General features: G+C 47.2%; 14 protein-coding genes. 2 read left to right on the forward strand and 12 right to left on the reverse strand.

Translation table 11 applies throughout. The features are described 5' to 3' along the window. Positions 1-2 precede the first annotated feature (2 nt). The 11 genes from ACLWNV_RS14555 to yihA form a co-directional block, all read right to left on the reverse strand. Complete coding sequence (locus tag ACLWNV_RS14555) at positions 3-860, reverse strand: tetratricopeptide repeat protein (RefSeq protein ID WP_413585168.1); 858 nt, start codon at positions 858-860, stop codon at positions 3-5. After that, positions 860-4099: a tetratricopeptide repeat protein gene (locus ACLWNV_RS14560; RefSeq protein ID WP_413585169.1), complete on the reverse strand. Its 3240-nt coding sequence runs from the start codon at positions 4097-4099 to the stop codon at positions 860-862. The genes ACLWNV_RS14555 and ACLWNV_RS14560 overlap by 1 nt, the downstream gene beginning before the upstream one ends. A gap of 5 nt (positions 4100-4104) precedes the next feature. Next, a complete protein-coding gene (locus ACLWNV_RS14565) occupies positions 4105-5685 on the reverse strand; it encodes a tetratricopeptide repeat protein (protein WP_413585170.1) in 1581 nt (526 codons plus the stop codon). Next, entirely contained in the window at positions 5682-6500 is an 819-nt protein-coding gene (locus tag ACLWNV_RS14570) for an outer membrane beta-barrel domain-containing protein (RefSeq protein WP_413585171.1), read from the reverse strand. The genes ACLWNV_RS14565 and ACLWNV_RS14570 overlap by 4 nt, the downstream gene beginning before the upstream one ends. A 13-nt stretch (positions 6501-6513) precedes the next feature. Then, positions 6514-7239, reverse strand: coding sequence for an outer membrane beta-barrel domain-containing protein (locus tag ACLWNV_RS14575; protein WP_413585172.1), 726 nt, complete (start codon positions 7237-7239; stop codon positions 6514-6516). A 3-nt stretch (positions 7240-7242) separates the two neighbouring features. Next, positions 7243-7746, reverse strand: coding sequence for a KdsC family phosphatase (locus tag ACLWNV_RS14580; RefSeq protein ID WP_413575660.1), 504 nt, complete (start codon positions 7744-7746; stop codon positions 7243-7245). 204 nt (positions 7747-7950) lie between these two features. After that, positions 7951-8622: a TonB family protein gene (locus tag ACLWNV_RS14585; protein WP_413585173.1), complete on the reverse strand. Its 672-nt coding sequence runs from the start codon at positions 8620-8622 to the stop codon at positions 7951-7953. A 96-nt stretch (positions 8623-8718) separates the two neighbouring features. Beyond that, on the reverse strand, positions 8719-9699 hold the full coding sequence (locus ACLWNV_RS14590) for a KpsF/GutQ family sugar-phosphate isomerase (protein WP_413585174.1): 981 nt from the start codon (positions 9697-9699) through the stop codon (positions 8719-8721). 9 nt (positions 9700-9708) lie between these two features. Next, positions 9709-11313 carry a CTP synthase gene (locus ACLWNV_RS14595; protein WP_413587640.1) on the reverse strand — a complete coding sequence of 535 codons (1605 nt, stop codon included), beginning with the start codon at positions 11311-11313 and terminating at the stop codon, positions 9709-9711. 122 nt (positions 11314-11435) lie between these two features. Further along, positions 11436-12176 (reverse strand): 3-deoxy-manno-octulosonate cytidylyltransferase, encoded by a 741-nt coding sequence (gene kdsB / locus ACLWNV_RS14600; RefSeq protein WP_413585175.1) that lies wholly within the window; start codon positions 12174-12176, stop codon positions 11436-11438. Next, a complete protein-coding gene (gene yihA / locus ACLWNV_RS14605) occupies positions 12177-12749 on the reverse strand; it encodes a ribosome biogenesis GTP-binding protein YihA/YsxC (RefSeq protein WP_413585176.1) in 573 nt (190 codons plus the stop codon). It lies immediately after the preceding gene. Between the two features lie 163 nt (positions 12750-12912). On the opposite strand from yihA, the gene ACLWNV_RS14610 reads away from it, so the two are divergent. Then, complete coding sequence (locus ACLWNV_RS14610; RefSeq protein ID WP_413585177.1) at positions 12913-14148, forward strand: sigma 54-interacting transcriptional regulator; 1236 nt, start codon at positions 12913-12915, stop codon at positions 14146-14148. Here the strand turns inward: ACLWNV_RS14610 and fliL are convergent. After that, positions 14135-15115: a flagellar basal body-associated protein FliL gene (gene fliL, locus ACLWNV_RS14615; protein ID WP_413585178.1), complete on the reverse strand. Its 981-nt coding sequence runs from the start codon at positions 15113-15115 to the stop codon at positions 14135-14137. The genes ACLWNV_RS14610 and fliL overlap by 14 nt on opposite strands. A 102-nt stretch (positions 15116-15217) precedes the next feature. Here fliL and ACLWNV_RS14620 point away from each other — a divergent pair, with 102 nt between their 5' ends. After that, the gene (locus tag ACLWNV_RS14620) at positions 15218-15844 is read left to right on the forward strand and encodes a hypothetical protein (protein WP_413585179.1); all 627 of its coding nucleotides are present in this window, start codon (positions 15218-15220) and stop codon (positions 15842-15844) included. Positions 15845-15849: the final 5 nt, after the last annotated feature.

The raw sequence follows: 15849 nt of genomic DNA on the forward strand, positions 1-15849 counted from the left end.
ACTTATTTTAAACCTGCTTTGGCCTTGTTCTCCAAAGCATTTATTTTATTACTCGACCCTGCCGGTCCACCCACGAACTTTAGTCTGCTGATAACGTCCAGACCGTCCTTATATTTTTCCATTTTATCAACCAGAAGAATAGCGTAGTTCAGCATCGCCTCACGGTTATTGCTGTCCTCTTTAACGACTCTCTTGTATAGGTCGGCGGCTTTGTCGTAACTGCCTGTAGCAGTTAAAGCGACTGCATAATTGTTCATCACTCTTGGGTCTTTAACTCCACGGCTGTAAGCAACTTCCAAAGCCAAAAGACCTTTTTTATAGTCTTTCTCCTGAACATAAATAGAGCCTACGTTCGCGGAAGCCACTGGTTCCATCGCATTGATGGAAAGAGCTTTCTTGAAAGACTTGATCGCCTCACGTCTTTCATTTTGCGCCAACTGGACCACGCCCAAATTCGAATAAAGCTCAGCCATGTTGGGATTCGCACCAATAGCTTTGCTTAAAAGGTAGCGGGACAAGTCGAAGCGGCCTTTTTTAAAGTGATACATCGCCAAGGCATTCAACGCGCGGGCATCGTTACCATTTTGCGCAAGGATATCTGTCGCCGCACGGTAGATCCCTTCGTCATTCTGGGATTTGATCGCAGAATTCAGGTTGGAATACTGAGAGGAGGCAACCGGGGCAGCCTTGGGAGGCTCTGGAGTCGGCTCATCCGCTTTTTCCTGAGCCGGAGCTTCCGGCATCGGTGCATCAGCCACGCTGTCCATACCACCCATCATGTCTTCGGAACTCTCGTTTGATCTCGGAGTGGAAGAACAAGCTGCAATAAACAGAACTGTTATCAACAAATACTTTTTCATTATTGACCCATCCAATTCACCAGACGAAGTTCAGAACCGACTTCACCACCATTATAGTAGTTCACCGGGTCCACTTTGCTCATATAGTCCAGAGCTGCACGGTAAGCGTCGTTATAAGCTTCAAGTTCCCATGCACGATCCACGCAGGCTTTATAGGAATCTTTCGCTTTGCCCACAAAAGGTTCTGCGAACTTTTCAACACCCGCCTTATACTGCTTGGTTTCTTCCGGATTCAAACCACCTGGCAATGGTGCATTGGTAATAGCCTGCGCCATGTTGGTATTCGCATCACCCAGAAGTGCCAATGAACTGATGATTTCCTCGGCACTGTCGTACTTGATCACATCCACAAGCTCGCCGGAAAGCTTCGTCAACAAACCGATCTTTCTGTCTGCTGCCGCTTTTTGTTTTGCCGGATTCGCAGGGAAGTTGATCGAGCGCATTTCTTTAAACGTTGTCAATGCATCCGCAAATTTCAGCTTGGCTGCATAAGATGCACCCGGGCCTTTTTTGTTCGGAGCAAAACGTCTTTGGATCGATACAACTTTGCCAGCCCATTCCTTGGAACGCGTGATCGCGCCCACGTCTTTGGACAACTCGTAAACCCAGTAAGCACTCTCGACCACTTTTTCCTGATCGCGGCCGCCGGTTTCGACGTATTCCATATAGTTACGGATTGCCGCACCTTTTTGGTCAGCTTTACGGTGAATCGTCGCGATACTGTAAAGCACCTCAACGTTTTCACTGCGTTTTTTGTTCATTTTAGTGAACTCAGTGTAAGAACGGATAGCTTCATCACTACGGCCCAATGCTTCGTACAATACCGCAGCATTAAACATCAGGTTCGGTGACAACGGATCTTTTGGAGCTTCCAATGCCAGCTGTTTGTAAAGCTTTGCCGCTTCTTCAAACTGTGCGGAATCCTGATATTGTTTTGCCAGGAATCTGCGAACTTTTGGTCTTAGCTTTTCTGCCTCTGGATCCTTGGATGACAACACACCTTTGTAAGCTGCGATCGCCATGCCATTTTGTCCTGCGCGCTCATAGTTGATACCGGCATTGTAAAGCGCCGTCGTCGCAAGGTTTGAACCCGGATTGGATTTCGCGAAAGCCTCGTAAGCCTGAGCCGACTCAGCAAATTTCTTTTGGCCTTCCAGATCCTGACCTTTTTTGAATGAGGCCTTTTCCATGATGCCTTTGATATCTTTACCCACTGGAGACGCTGCGATGGAAGGAACCGCAAGCATTTCTGCCCCGACTTTCTCCAGACCCGCGTAGTCTTTTTTCAGGTTGTACACATCCAGGATCAAGTTCGCAGAGTACTCCGCGTACTTGGATTTTGGATTGTTCTTAACGATATCACGGAAAACTTTGACAGCTTCGTCAAAGTGATTCGATTGATAGTAAAGACGGCCAATACGGAATTTGATTTCCGGAGTCTTTTCAGACTGCGGGAATTTTCCTGCGTACCAGCTGCCGGCTTTGATAAAGCGCTCCACTTTAGGATCCAATGGCACCGGATCCAAAGAGTTTCCAACACGCTTTTGCATTTCTGCGTCTGTCGGGATTGTTTTTTCCACAGACAAGATCAAGTTCTGCGCAGCTTTTGCATAGAATTTGTTCGTCGGAGCTTTTTCAGCCACCCATTGGTACTGAGCGAAAGCTTCGTCGTATCTTTGCATATCGTATAGCAACTCCCCGTAATAGAAGTGCATATCGCCGATTGCCGGGGAATCCGTGAACTCAGAAAGATAAAGCTTATAACCTTCATTCGCCTGAGTTTGCGAGAACTGAGCACGGGAGTTTTGCGCCGTTTGATGCTGTTGCAGGATATAGTTACGCAAAGTTGTTTCGCGCAATTTATAAGAACTGTCCATCAACTCTTTATTCTTGTTATTGGCTGCAAACCAGTCACTGCCTTTACCGTAGTCTTTCACCCAGCCATACAATTCGTCTTTAAAACGAGTCGTATTTTTGGCATAGAAGAAGTTCTGTACGATTTGGTACTGGAACTCGAAGGATTTTGGAGAAGTCGGGTTACGGGCAATCAACAATTTAAAGATATCGCGGGAAGCTTCTTTGTTTCCGCGAGCCTGATATTGATATGCCAGTCTTTCCAGATACTGATCACTACCCTGACCGATCAAACCATCGAAATAGTTTGCGGCATTGGCTGGATCACCACCCTCAGCATAGAACACCACCAGGTCACGCATTGCCTCGCCTTCAAGACGAGTGCGGTTGACGGCTTTACCCGCCACCTGTTCAGCTTCTTCCTGACGGCTGCTTTTAATGATGTATTCAAGGTACGCAAGACCCTGCTGTACTTTTCCAAGACGGAACAAGCACCAGCCGCCTTTGTACATGGCAAAGGTATGCAAGCGATGTCTTTTCTGCTTAATCAGGAATGTATATTCACGATAAGCATCGGACCATTTTTCATTTTCAAAATAGTATTCACCCAGGGCAAAGTGCGCTTCGCCCACGAAGGTGGATTTAGGATATCTTTTTGTCAGCTCTTCATAGAACTGAGCACCTTTTTTAACTTCGCCCAATTCAAAGTAGTTATATCCCAGGAAGAACAATGCCTGAGGCATTTTGGAATCTTTTGGGAAATCACGCTGGAACCATTCATATAACTGAACAGCTTTACGGTTGTAATCGCGCGCTTCCGCCAGTTCCAATACCGGTTTACGGTTGGTTTTCTTTTCCTGGAAAGCACGAAGCTTGGCGTCGTATTCGTCCTGCTTGCGGGAATCCACAATGCTGGCTTTTTCCACGTACAATTCAGCCAGACGAAGCCACAATTCGCCGCGATTTGGACTGGTTTTAAATCTTTGGGTCAGCTTGTAAAGCTCCTGGATTTGTTGATCCAAAATCTTTTCGTACTGAGCTTTCTGGTCACCTTTACTGCCAGTCTGCATGATCTCTGATGAACGAGGCGGCTTAACCGCACTTAGGTTCACCTGATTTGCCTGAGCGGCAAACCCCAGATTAGCAGTTGGCAAAGCTGTTGAGTCTTTCTTGGCTTTTGCATTTTCACGATCGGCCTGCGCCAGCAATTCACCCACAGTTCTGTTACGTGACTGAGTCGATGCGGCCGGGGCTGCCGGTCTTGCCGGAGCCGCTTTCTTTGCTTTTCCTTTTTTAGGAGGAGCAGCATGAACCGGTGCCACGGAACCCGCGACCAATGCTGTGATTAAACTCGTGACCAGAAGTTTATGCCTGTTAAATTTCATAATTCCTACTCGCAACTTTGTTTACCCAGATAGTGGTAGTTACCGATTTCATCCAACCAGAACTCGCCCTGGAACGGATAGTATTGGAAGCCATTTTCGATATAGAACTTACGGTTCACGTTATCGTCGATTTGCTCTCCAAGGTCTTTACCAGCGATTTTCTTCTTCACGCTTTCTTTTCTTCCGTTAATCATCTCATAACGGATGAAGCCAGACTGCTCGTACAGATCATGAAGTTCTGTGCGCATGTTCAACAAATGCACTTTCATCATATCGCCGATTGCCAGCTTGGTGTTTTTCGAACGATTTGCCAAAATCTTCAAAGCGTACTGACCCAAAGCGGAAGCACGGAAAGTCGGGCTGCCTTCAACACGCGTTTTTTCCTGGTTCAAGCGAGCCAGGTAATTCATCGCACGTTTCACGTCACCCTGATCCATGATGTTTCTAAGAACAATGTACGGAAGGTGAAGGTTCGCGGACTTATCAGTTGTCTTGATAACTTTCGCTTTTTCCAGCTCCTGATAGTAGTACATGTTGTCGTTGGTACTTTTAATGAAGTTACCAATTTTCGAACGGATCGGGCCATAAGTGCTTTCGAAAAGGTTCAGCACCTTTTCCATCTCGTCGTATTTACAGATGTAGAGGTAAACGATCGCACGCAGAAGTAAACTCTCCGGCATATAAAAGTCTTCATAATATGCCGAGTGGAGAGTTTGAAAGTTACTCATTGCGGAACGGAAGCGCGCAGAACGCAACATCGCCCAGGATTGTTCAAAGATCGCATCATGCCAAGCCAGGGTGTCACGAGGAACGCTGGAATAAGCCTCGATCGCTGCATCCCAGTCTTTCTTTTGATAGTAAGCACGGGCCAAAGCCAGTTGTGCCTGAACTTTATTTGTATCAGTCACTGGCGCTGTGGCACGGGCATCAATCATGTTTTGGAATACTGTGATGGCCTGAGGCACTTCATTGGCTTCCAGTTCACACAAACCACGGTTGTAAGTGGCTTGATAGAAGTAAGAGCTGTTCGCGCCTACGCGGCTGAACATATCAATCGCTTTTGCGTAGTCTTTATTACGACGTTGGATTTCCCCCAAACGGAAGTAAACCATGTCTTTTTGACTTGCCGGAATAGCGTTCAAATCCACGCGGGAAATTGCGTAGTTCAGAATCGTATCATCACCCAAGCCATCGGCCACAATGGAAAGCTTTTCGATTGCGGGTTTTGAATACTTGGGATTGCCTGAACGAATCACATCCACGAATTGGAAGGCCGCTGTTTGATACAACTTCAATTGCATCAACATGGTACCCAGGATGTACTTGATTTGCGGACGTTCAGCTGCCAGCTCCGGCTTACGAGCCAGAGTAAATAGATTATTTGCCGCCGCTGCGTACTGACCGTTTTGAGCCATTTGCAATGCACGCGCAAGTTGCGCCTTAGCGTTTGGCGGTTGCGCCTTACGTGCGGCAGGACGAGCCGCCGTCGTTGGGCGTTTCGCAGGGGCTTTTCTGCCCGTCTGCGCATCACCCGTAGCGGGCAACACCATACTTGTAGCGATCAAGAGTAATAGTAGTTTTCTCATCGGTATGTTGCCTCCGGAAAGAACCAGCTTACGCCTACAGTTAAGAACAAGTTGTTAAAGCTGTTCGTGGATTTGCCCAATACGTTGCCATCAATGTCTTTATTGGTGACGGTCGCGCTGAAAAAGTTCCAGCTGAAGTCCCAACGGAAAGCCACAGACTTGGTCAAAGAAAAGATCTGACCGGCAGCCACGTGGATAGTTCCAGCGCTTTCGCCAGTGGAAACTTCCGTCATTCCGTAACCTCCTGACAGGTACAGGTCAAAGGGAACGATGCGGTTATTAAACCAGGTCATTTTCCCGTACACTGGCACCCACATAACGTCAGCGCCCATGTATGATTTCGGGAACGCCAAGCTTTCAGTAGATACACGGTTGTTAGTTTCAAGTTCCGTCGTGGATTGACGCTCCGAAGTTGTCAGGCCGAAATAATTCAGCTCAACACCCCAGGTTTCATTCAAAAAGTAACCGGCCTTAAGCACTCCACCCATTGTATTAAAGAATGGGTCATTGGTTACGATCGTACCACCACCGAAAAGTTCGAAGCGGCCCGTTTTAGGCATGAAACGTTTTTGAATGATCGAGATTTCCTGAAAAGGCGCCAGATTCGCAAGTCCCTTGAAATCTGTCGTGTTCTTGTCCTGAGAATCATCGTAGTTTCTCGCCGCTGCGGAGTTTTCAATTCTAGGAGCTGACTTACCTACTTCAGATTCGAAGGTGTCAACGTCCTCTCCACCGCCCAGATCCTGAGCCTTGGCAAAGCCAGGCACCAGAATCGTTGAGAAAATCAAAATTGCGATAAGATTTTTATTCAACATCTTTCAACCTCGCTTAAAACAGGTATGACAAACCGACATCGAGGTTTGTGGTGTAAGTAAGACGTTCTTCAAATTCATCTTTTGCTGGTTTCGCAGGGCTTGAAGGATTCAGTTTCGAGTTGAACGGAATCGGCGCCTGATTCATATAAAGACGCAGGTCAAAACGCAGGGCCCAGTGTGGGTTGAAAAAGAACTTTTGCCCCATACCCAACGCGAGAGCCGGATAAGCCTTATTTTCAAACTTAACCATCCCGGCAGCACCTGAACCGAACAGCATCGTGTTGATCACGATGGATTTCGTCAGACTCATCTTCCCGTAGAAAACTTTGATGTTGTAATCTGCCATCATCGTCATCTCTGGTTTTGGTGCGTAGTTATAATCAAGACCGAATTGGTTCTGCAACTGAGTCGCATAAGAGGAAACACCCGACATGTTCTTGGAGAACAGGATACCGAGGGCATTTTCTTCGTTCCAATTGTAGTAAGCAGAGAATCCAAATTTACTGACGTCGTAAATTGGCTCTGTCAGGGCCATACCATAAAACACGTTCGCATCAATGCGACCTGCTGTTACAACACGACGGTTTTTAACGCTCACCGATTTATCAAAAACCGGGAGTACGGATTCCTTTGCCAGTTCATCTACTGGCAACTCGACCAACTCGGCTGCAAACGCCGTTTTATGCAGAAGCAAAGCTGCACCAATGATGATCAAGGCTTTCAAACCATTCTTTAGCATGAATTACCTACCTGAGGAAAAGGCCCCATATTTATAAATGTAATCACAAACTTCACGAACTGCTCCGCAACCGCCAGGCCGCTTCGTCACGTAATCTGCAATCTCTATTACTTCATCTACTGCTTCAGGAACTGTGGCGCCGAAGGACACCGCCTGCAAAAGTGGGATATCGAAAATGTCGTCGCCCACATACGCCATTTCACTTGGTGAAATGCCGGAATCCTTTTGCAGCTGTAAGAAAGAGGGTTCTTTGTCGAGAGCCCCTTCATAGAAATACTGAATGCCAAGCGACTTAACGCGCGCACGAACATCCTCTGCCTTAGTGCCAGTGATGACTGCGATTTTGTAACCCGCTTCTGTCAAACGTTTGATGCCAACACCATCACGGATTGAATAAAAACGGCGCCACTCGCCGCTTTCAAACCAGATTCGTGTGTCGGTCATGACGCCATCGACATCGAGCACCAACATCTTGATATTTTTAAGTTTTGATATTTCTATTGCCACGGAATCATTGTGGGAAATTATTACAATGGCGGCAAGTGTCGCACCCTGATACAAGACCTTTGTCGTACTGGAGTTTGGTCGGGATTGATATCAACTCGAAGTGAAAGTTGTTAAAGGAAACAATAAACCTGAGGTAGAGTGTGTTTCCTTTTTTCTAACTGGACCATTCATAAGTGAATGTTAATGGACAGTCACGTTTCTGATTTACTGCAAAGAGTATTCAATAGGTATTTCAAGTTTTGCGGAGGTCGTAGAAAATTCCGCAGGCAATGGTTTGTATTTTCCAATGCCGGCAATCAAACTTTTTGCAGCTTCATTCAAACGCTCGAAAGTCGTTCCCTGCTTGATTTCCACGGCAGAAATAGTTCCGTCTTTTTCAACGATAAACTCCACCAACACCCGGCCCGTTTCGCGCAATCTTTTCGACGTCACTGGATAAGTTTTGCGGCCTTCAATCAAGACACGAAGCTCATACAGATAGCGTTCTTTAATCGAAGCGTTCTGCTTGCCTGTGGCCTCGCCCAGGGGACCTGAAGTCAGAATTCCATCTTCATGGCCCAAGGTTTTTGCTCCAGCAGATACTGCCGCCGGTGGAGTCACTTCCTGAGGTTTGATTTTCTTCTTAGCGATAGCAACGTCACCATCATCAGAAAGTTTTGGCGCTGCGATATGTTTGACGGCGGTCGCATTTGTGGGAGCTGATTCAAACTCCACCACTACAGGACCGCCCTTTTTATAGAACCCAAACGGTGCAGTACTTTGCGGCTTAAGAGCGGCAACAGAAAGCCCTGCAAACACCGCCAGGTGCAAGAACAGGGAAACTGCGAATGGGGGTAATTCTCTAAAATTGAGCGTCAAATAAAGCCTCTTATCCATGGGTTTAACGGCCCCCCACGGAAAAGTCACCTCGTATGGATTCAAATGAAAACCAAAAGAAAACGGAGTCGGGGTTTCTTTCTGAAACCCCGTATATTAGCGTACACGCGCCTTCAATAAGTCCTGTACGTGCAGAATACCCACTGGCTTATGGGGCTGGGACGCATCTTTATCCAAAACAAAGAGCATATTGATCTGGAATTGTTCCATCACAAACAACGCTTTTTCAGCGAGTTCATTCTTATCAATTGTTCGTGGATTCGTGGTCATCAGATCTTTAGCCTGACCGGTGAAAGGATCGTTTGATTTTTCCAGCCGTCGACGAATCTGACCGTCGGTAATGACTCCGACCAGATCACCTTTGTCATCGACGATACCTGCAGCACCGCGAACATCTTTGTGGGTCATGATCGAGAACACTTCTTTTAGTGGAGCATTAAGGCCCACTGTTGGAAGGGCTTCGCCCGTGTGCATGACATCCTTAACACGAGTCAAAAGGCGATAGCCCAGACTGCCACCGGGATGGAATTCCGCAAAATCTGCAGAGCTAAATCCTTTTTCTGCCATCACTGCCATGGCAACAGCGTCGCCCATTGCCAAAGTGGCAGTACTGCTTGCCGTTGGGGCCAGACCCAATGGGCATGCTTCAGAAGATACTTCCACGTTTAACGTCACCTGTGCCGCTTTTGCCAGCGAAGAGGACGGTTTGCCAGTCACCGCTATCAAAGGAATGCCTTTGCGCGCGACAAAGCTTAAAATCCCCGAGAACTCCGGAGACTCTCCACCATAGGAAAGTGCCATGATGACATCGTCATTGGTAACCAGGCCTAAATCACCGTGGTTGCTTTCTGCCGGATGCAGGAAAACAGATGGAGTTCCGGTTGAGGAAAATGTGCTGGCCAGCTTGCGAGCAATTTGACCTGACTTCCCCATCCCCGTCACAACAAGTTTACCTTTACATGAAGTGATCAGCTTAACGACCTGTTCGAATTCCGCACCAATACGTGGCTTCAATGCCAGAATGGCCTGCGCTTCCACGTCCAAAACTTTAAGTGCCTGTTCAACCAATTTCGACATATTCAATTCCTATTTATTCTTCAAACTTGCCTTCACAAAGTGCACAAACAACGGATGTGGCTCAAGTGGTTTGGACTTGAACTCCGGATGATATTGTACGGCCACGAACCAAGGATGATCAGGAAGCTCGACAATTTCAACCAGATCGCGTTCTTTACATACGCCAGATGCGATCATGCCATTTTTTTCGAACAAAGCTTTGAACTTATTGTTGTACTCAAAGCGATGACGATGACGTTCCATGATGTGTGCGGCCTTATAGACCTGGGAAGCCTTTGTATTCGGTGCAATCGCGCACGGATACGCCCCTAAGCGCATTGTTCCGCCCTTATTGACCAGGCCACGCTGCTCTACCATGGAATCAATCACAAAGTTGCCGTTGCGTTTGCCTTCAGCATGGAATTCACGGCTGGTGGCATCTTTAATTCCACAAACATTGCGTGCAAATTCAATTGCAGCGAGCTGCATACCAAAACAGATACCAAAGAATGGAACGCGCTTTTCACGGGCAAATTTAATTGCGGTGATCTTGCCCTCCACACCGCGGGTACCAAAACCACCCGGAACCAGAATACCGTCCACTTTGCCCAATAGGGAGTTTACAGTTTTATCAGTCACCTTTTCGGAATCGACATAGATGATTTCCACGCGGGCTTTATTGGCAACACCCCCGTGCACCAACGCTTCGTGAAGAGATTTGTAAGCCTCTTTCAATTCCACGTACTTGCCGACCACACCGATTTTTACGGTGCTGTCTGGATTTGAAAGGACGCTCACCAGATTCTGCCAGCCCTTCAAATTCAAGCGCTGAGGTTTAAGTCCCAAACGCTTTACGATCAATTCATCAAGCTGCTCATTGTGCAAAGCCAATGGAACTTCGTAGATGAAGCGACTGTCCTGGGCGGCAACAACGTGATTTGGTTGCACCGAACAGAACAAGGCAATTTTGCCTTTAAGATTTTCATCAATATGCTTTTCACTGCGGCAAACCAGGAAATCCGGTTGCAAACCAATCATGCGCAACTCTTTCACCGAGTGCTGTGTCGGTTTTGATTTCAACTCGCCCGCTGCTGCAATGTAAGGAACGTAAGTGACGTGCACCAGAACAGAATTATCCATTCCCACATCAATACGCATCTGACGGATGGCTTCCAGGAATGGTTGGGATTCGATATCCCCGACGGTACCACCGATTTCAACTAGAATAACTTCGCTGCCTTGTGCGGCTTCATAAATACGCGCTTTGATTTCTTCGGTGATGTGAGGAATGACCTGCACAGTGCCACCCAGATAGTCGCCGCGACGTTCGCGGGCGATAACGGTGTCGTAGATCTGACCGGTGGAAACTGAGTTAGAACGATTCATCACTGCGGAAGTAAAGCGTTCATAGTGGCCCAAATCCAAATCCGTCTCGGCACCGTCTTCGGTCACATAAACTTCCCCGTGCTGAAACGGAGACATTGTTCCCGGATCGACATTCAGGTAAGGGTCAAACTTCATGATCGTAACCTTATGGCCACGAGCCTCAAGCAAAGCACCAAGGCTTGCTGCCGTCAGTCCTTTACCGATAGAAGATACCACTCCCCCTGTCACAAAAATAAATTTTTGTTTCAAAGAAGTCTTGGTCGATTTTGCTGTAGAAACTTTTGTGGTCGCGACAGTTTTCTTGGTCGCTTTCACAGTCGTTGCTTTCTTTGTGGATTTGCCTGCTGCTTTGCTGGTTAGTTTTTTGGCCATTATTTCCTCTGACTTAAAATTTTATCCAATTTTTCCAGATCCTCGGGAGTATCCACCCCGATGCTGGCTTCTTTCACACGAACAACTTTGATCTTTGCACCCAGGTACAAAGCTCTAAGCTGTTCCAGGCTCTCGGCACGTTCAATCAGTGCCTGTGGAGCTTCACAGAATTCTTTCAGGAAATCTTTTGAATAAGCGTACATTCCGATGTGTTTTAAGCATCCGGAGTAATCGCCGATATCACCGGCTTTAAGCCTTGAATACGGCATGGGAAAGCGGCTGAAGTAAAGTGCTTCATCCTTAACGTTCATCACGACTTTTACGGAGTTGGGATTTTGCAGTTCCTCTTCAGAGATCGGATGCGCCAGTGTCGCCATATCCATCTTAGGATCATCGACAAACACCTGGGCAAGTCTATCAATCAACTCCCCCGTCACCAATGGCTCATCACCTTGAATATTGACCACGACATCGCATTCGATGCCTTTGATCGCGGCGTGAATGCGGTCACTGCCTGACGGAAGGTGGCTGTCAGTCATGACTACTTTGGCGCCGACTTCTTCCGCGGCGCCTTTGATTAATTCGTCATCAGTTGCAACGATTAGATCGGTTAGAAGTTTGGACTTTTTAGCGCCCTCAATCGTCCATTGAATCATGGGGCGACCTTGCAACATCGCCAGCGGTTTTCCGGGGAAACGTGTGGAGGCAAATCTTGCTGGGATAACGCCTACGATTTTCATCTATTTGATCCAGTTCTTAAAGATATAGTCTTCGACTTCTTCCTGGCCGGTTTTCTTAATCGAGGAAGTTGCAAACACCGCATCCAGTCCCGTGGTTTTTTTTAGTTTCGCCACTGCCTGAAGCATTTGTGAACGGGACATTTTATCAGCCTTGGTCAAAACCACTGCCAACGGGAAGCCTTGAGTTTCAGAAAAGCGACGCAGAAGTTCTTCATCTTCAGACCAGGAACGGCGAATATCCATCACCAGAATCAAACCCGCCAGGCTTTCACGCGCTGACAAATAAGTTTCGATCATCTTGTGCCAGTCGCGAATTTCATCTCCAGAACGAGCTGCGAATCCATACCCCGGCATGTCCACCAAAACGAAAGTGGCTGCGACATCAAAGAAGTTCAACAAACGAGTTTTACCTGGAGTGGAACTGACTTTGGCGATCTTGTTCGTCGCAAGACCATTAATGAATGAACTTTTTCCGGCGTTGGATCTGCCGGCGATTGCCACCTCGGCAAGGGAGTGGACTGGGTAGTCCTTTTCGACAACTGCACTTTTAATGAATCTGATCTGTTTTGGCATAACGTAGGCTACCAATTATTACCGAGTTTCTCAATTCTCAATTCTTAGACTGCGATCTTAGGCTCAGTACATTATAAGGTCCCGATACCGCCGGACTTCGTTTAATTCGAGATGAGCCTTGGCAGAGCCCTTGCTTTGGGGTTCGCGCAAGGAGACAAACACAATGACCCAACCTTTACTTAAACACGTCGGTGAAAACCCGAAAACTTATCAAGTCAGCGAGTTTCTGACGACCGGCAAAGACGCCCAATGTCAGATTCAAATCCACGGCGAAGACATCGCCGACAGACACTTCCGCATCGAGCGCCGCGAGCAAACCTATTATATTCGCGATCTGCGCAGCCCCCAAGGTACTTATGTAAACAATGCCCGCATCATGGAAGCCATCCTTCAGGAAGGTGACCAAATCCGCGCAGGCTCCCAGGAATTCTTTTTTACTTATACTACATCAGAAAACACTTCGGACTTTCCTTTGAAAAGCCGTAACGAAGTTTGGAACGAAGAACTGCAAACTCTTCGCAATGTTGCAGATACTGAATTCCCTGTTCTTATTCTGGGACCGTCAGGCACAGGTAAAGATATAATCGCGCAGGCCCTTCATAGCTCCAGTTCCCGCAAAAATTCCAACTTCTTAAGCGTCAACTGCAGTGCCTTAAGTGAAACATTGATTGAAAGCGAATTATTTGGCCACGTTAAAGGCAGCTTTACGGGAGCAATTTCTGATCGCAAAGGTGCTTTTGAAGCCGCCCGCGGCGGGACATTATTCTTGGATGAAATCGGTGACCTTTCCTATGCCTTGCAGGCAAAACTTTTGCGTGCTTTGGAAAACGGCGAAATTCGCCCCGTGGGAGCGGATCGCAATATTAAAACCGACGTTCGCATTATCGCTGCCACTCACCAAAGTCTTCCGGAAAAAATTCGCCAGGGAGCATTCCGCGCCGATCTTTATTTCCGTTTGAATGTCGTGACGGTGACACCTCCTGCATTGGTGAACCGCATGGAGGATTTTGATGACTTGCTTTATACGTTCGCCAAAAAAATGCGTGTGCGTTTTTCCTTCGGTGCTATTGCGCGTTTGAAAAAACACCCATGGCCCGGAAATATTCGTGAGCTAAAAAACCTGGTCAGCCGTACTGCTGCCTTGTATCCCCGAGAGTATATCGAGGAAAAACACATTGAAAAATTACTGGATAAATCCCTGCTGAACCCTATCGAGTCAGAAGTGAACAATGACATCCCGGTTATTAAAGAAATCGAAAGACAGATGATTATAAAACGTCTGACTGCAAATCGTGGAAATCAGCGTCGCACGGCTGCGGATTTGGGAATGCCCAAATCGACTCTGCACGATCGCCTGAAGTACTACAATATTAAGGTGGATAGCTTTAGGGCTTTATAATTGCTGTTTTAAAGAAGATCCTGCGCACTTTTCCTTTGGTCAAGATCTTATTGATTTCTTTGCGAAGACGTTCGCAAAGCATCTGCTTACCCTCGGCAGAGGCCAATTGGTCGTAGGTAAACTCTTCGACTGTTCTTAAAAACAAATCCTTCACTTCGGGCTCGCGGTCTTTGATTTCAACGACCACATCGGCATCGGTGCCCTCCACGAAAAACTCCAGGGCTGCCATGGGGCTCGGGCCTGATTGTGAAGACTTTCGAATGTTCGCGAAAATTCTTTGTGTGCTAAAAATATTTTGCGCCACGCGAGTGGAATCATAAAACGGCTCCACTTGATCGGCCTGATACAGCTCTTTCTTATCCGCCCACTCTTCCAGAGTCGGCAGGAAAAGTTCTTCGTGGGCGGGAATCAGCTTATTCGTGGCAATCTTGTACAGCACCACTCCGCCGGCACCGGTTGCGATTACCAACACCGCCAAACCGACTTTTTGAATAATAGAAAAGCCTTTGATGGTCGAAATGACATCACCGATCCAGGATTTCAACCCGCTGACGACATTTACCAGTAAAGTCTTGAGATTCGGTCCTAGGTTTTTTAGGAACTGAATGGATTGCTCTTTGAATTTGCGCCATGAAAGACGCAAAGCCATGTGCTGCAGACGCACGTAATAACTGATGCGAGGAATGAATGGGAAAACTTTCACCAGTTTCTGGCGCCAGCCTTCCTGTCTTTCCCAGTATTTTACTTCGTCTGAAAGTTTGTATTCCAGATCCGATTCTTCAATGACGATGGGATTGGATGGATCATCGGGGCCGATGTTCTGTAGCGACTTGGCAAACTCGGGATCTTCTTTTTCCAAAATAGAATCCAAGGATTCCAAAGATAAAAGTTCTTCTGAACTTTCCTCCTCTGGAGCCCCCTCAGGTTTCTGAGACTCTACTTTGGTCGTGTTTTCATTGTCTGCCAATATTCGCTCCCAAGACGATTGTAAGAAAAGAACCAAAACTCTCGCAAGAACAATTTATAAACAAGCCCTTATCCCCTACAATGAAACCTTAGGAGTTCACGCATGAGAGTATTGTTTGCAGTGTCAGTTTTGGGCCTTTCATTGTCAGCTTGTTCGAATTTCCAAAGATCCGCGTCCAGCGGTTATGGATCCTCCGACTACTCCCAAGATTCCCGGGACATTATGCGTGACCGTTCGGCCCGCCAAACCGCTTACGAATTGGGCAAAGACCCTGCGAACCTAAATGCCTCTGACATTCAGGATATCCAGGATCGAACAACGGTTCGTCAGATGGAGCGCAAACTTCGTTCAAATAAAGAAAAAGAACAGTATTCCCGGATCTTGCCTTGGTTGGAATCCGATGCAGAGAAAATGGAGTTCCTTTCCATCCCGTCCATCGAAGGTCGTCAGGCTTGGATCAATAAGAATAAAATCTGGAGCCGCTCGACAGCACCAAAATCTGAAATGAAGGGCCTGGTTGAAACTCAGGACATCGCCATTGGAATGCCACAGGAATATGTGAAAAAATCCTGGGGTGAGCCAACAGGCATCGATGTTTCCGGCAATCCTTTATATAAAAACGAACGCTGGCGCTATGAACGCCAGACATCCTCTGCCTCAGGCTACCGCAAAGAAGTCCGCTTCGTATACTTCGAAGGCGGCCGCGTCGTCGGCTGGGAAACTCAGTAGCCTAT

It is taken from the genome of Bdellovibrio sp. HCB274, from assembly GCF_047306075.1.
GTDB lineage: Bacteria > Bdellovibrionota > Bdellovibrionia > Bdellovibrionales > Bdellovibrionaceae > Bdellovibrio.

Coding starts and splice junctions, on each gene's coding strand:
- ACLWNV_RS14555 (WP_413585168.1), bottom strand. CDS start 860: ATGAAAAAGTATTTGTTGATAACAGTTCTGTTTATTGCAGCTTGTTCT.
- ACLWNV_RS14560 (WP_413585169.1), bottom strand. CDS start 4,099: ATGAAATTTAACAGGCATAAACTTCTGGTCACGAGTTTAATCACAGCA.
- ACLWNV_RS14565 (WP_413585170.1), bottom strand. CDS start 5,685: ATGAGAAAACTACTATTACTCTTGATCGCTACAAGTATGGTGTTGCCC.
- ACLWNV_RS14570 (WP_413585171.1), bottom strand. CDS start 6,500: ATGTTGAATAAAAATCTTATCGCAATTTTGATTTTCTCAACGATTCTG.
- ACLWNV_RS14575 (WP_413585172.1), bottom strand. CDS start 7,239: ATGCTAAAGAATGGTTTGAAAGCCTTGATCATCATTGGTGCAGCTTTG.
- ACLWNV_RS14585 (WP_413585173.1), bottom strand. CDS start 8,622: ATGGATAAGAGGCTTTATTTGACGCTCAATTTTAGAGAATTACCCCCA.
- ACLWNV_RS14590 (WP_413585174.1), bottom strand. CDS start 9,699: ATGTCGAAATTGGTTGAACAGGCACTTAAAGTTTTGGACGTGGAAGCG.
- kdsB (WP_413585175.1), bottom strand. CDS start 12,176: ATGAAAATCGTAGGCGTTATCCCAGCAAGATTTGCCTCCACACGTTTC.
- yihA (WP_413585176.1), bottom strand. CDS start 12,749: ATGCCAAAACAGATCAGATTCATTAAAAGTGCAGTTGTCGAAAAGGAC.
- ACLWNV_RS14610 (WP_413585177.1), top strand. CDS start 12,913: ATGACCCAACCTTTACTTAAACACGTCGGTGAAAACCCGAAAACTTAT.
- ACLWNV_RS14620 (WP_413585179.1), top strand. CDS start 15,218: ATGAGAGTATTGTTTGCAGTGTCAGTTTTGGGCCTTTCATTGTCAGCT.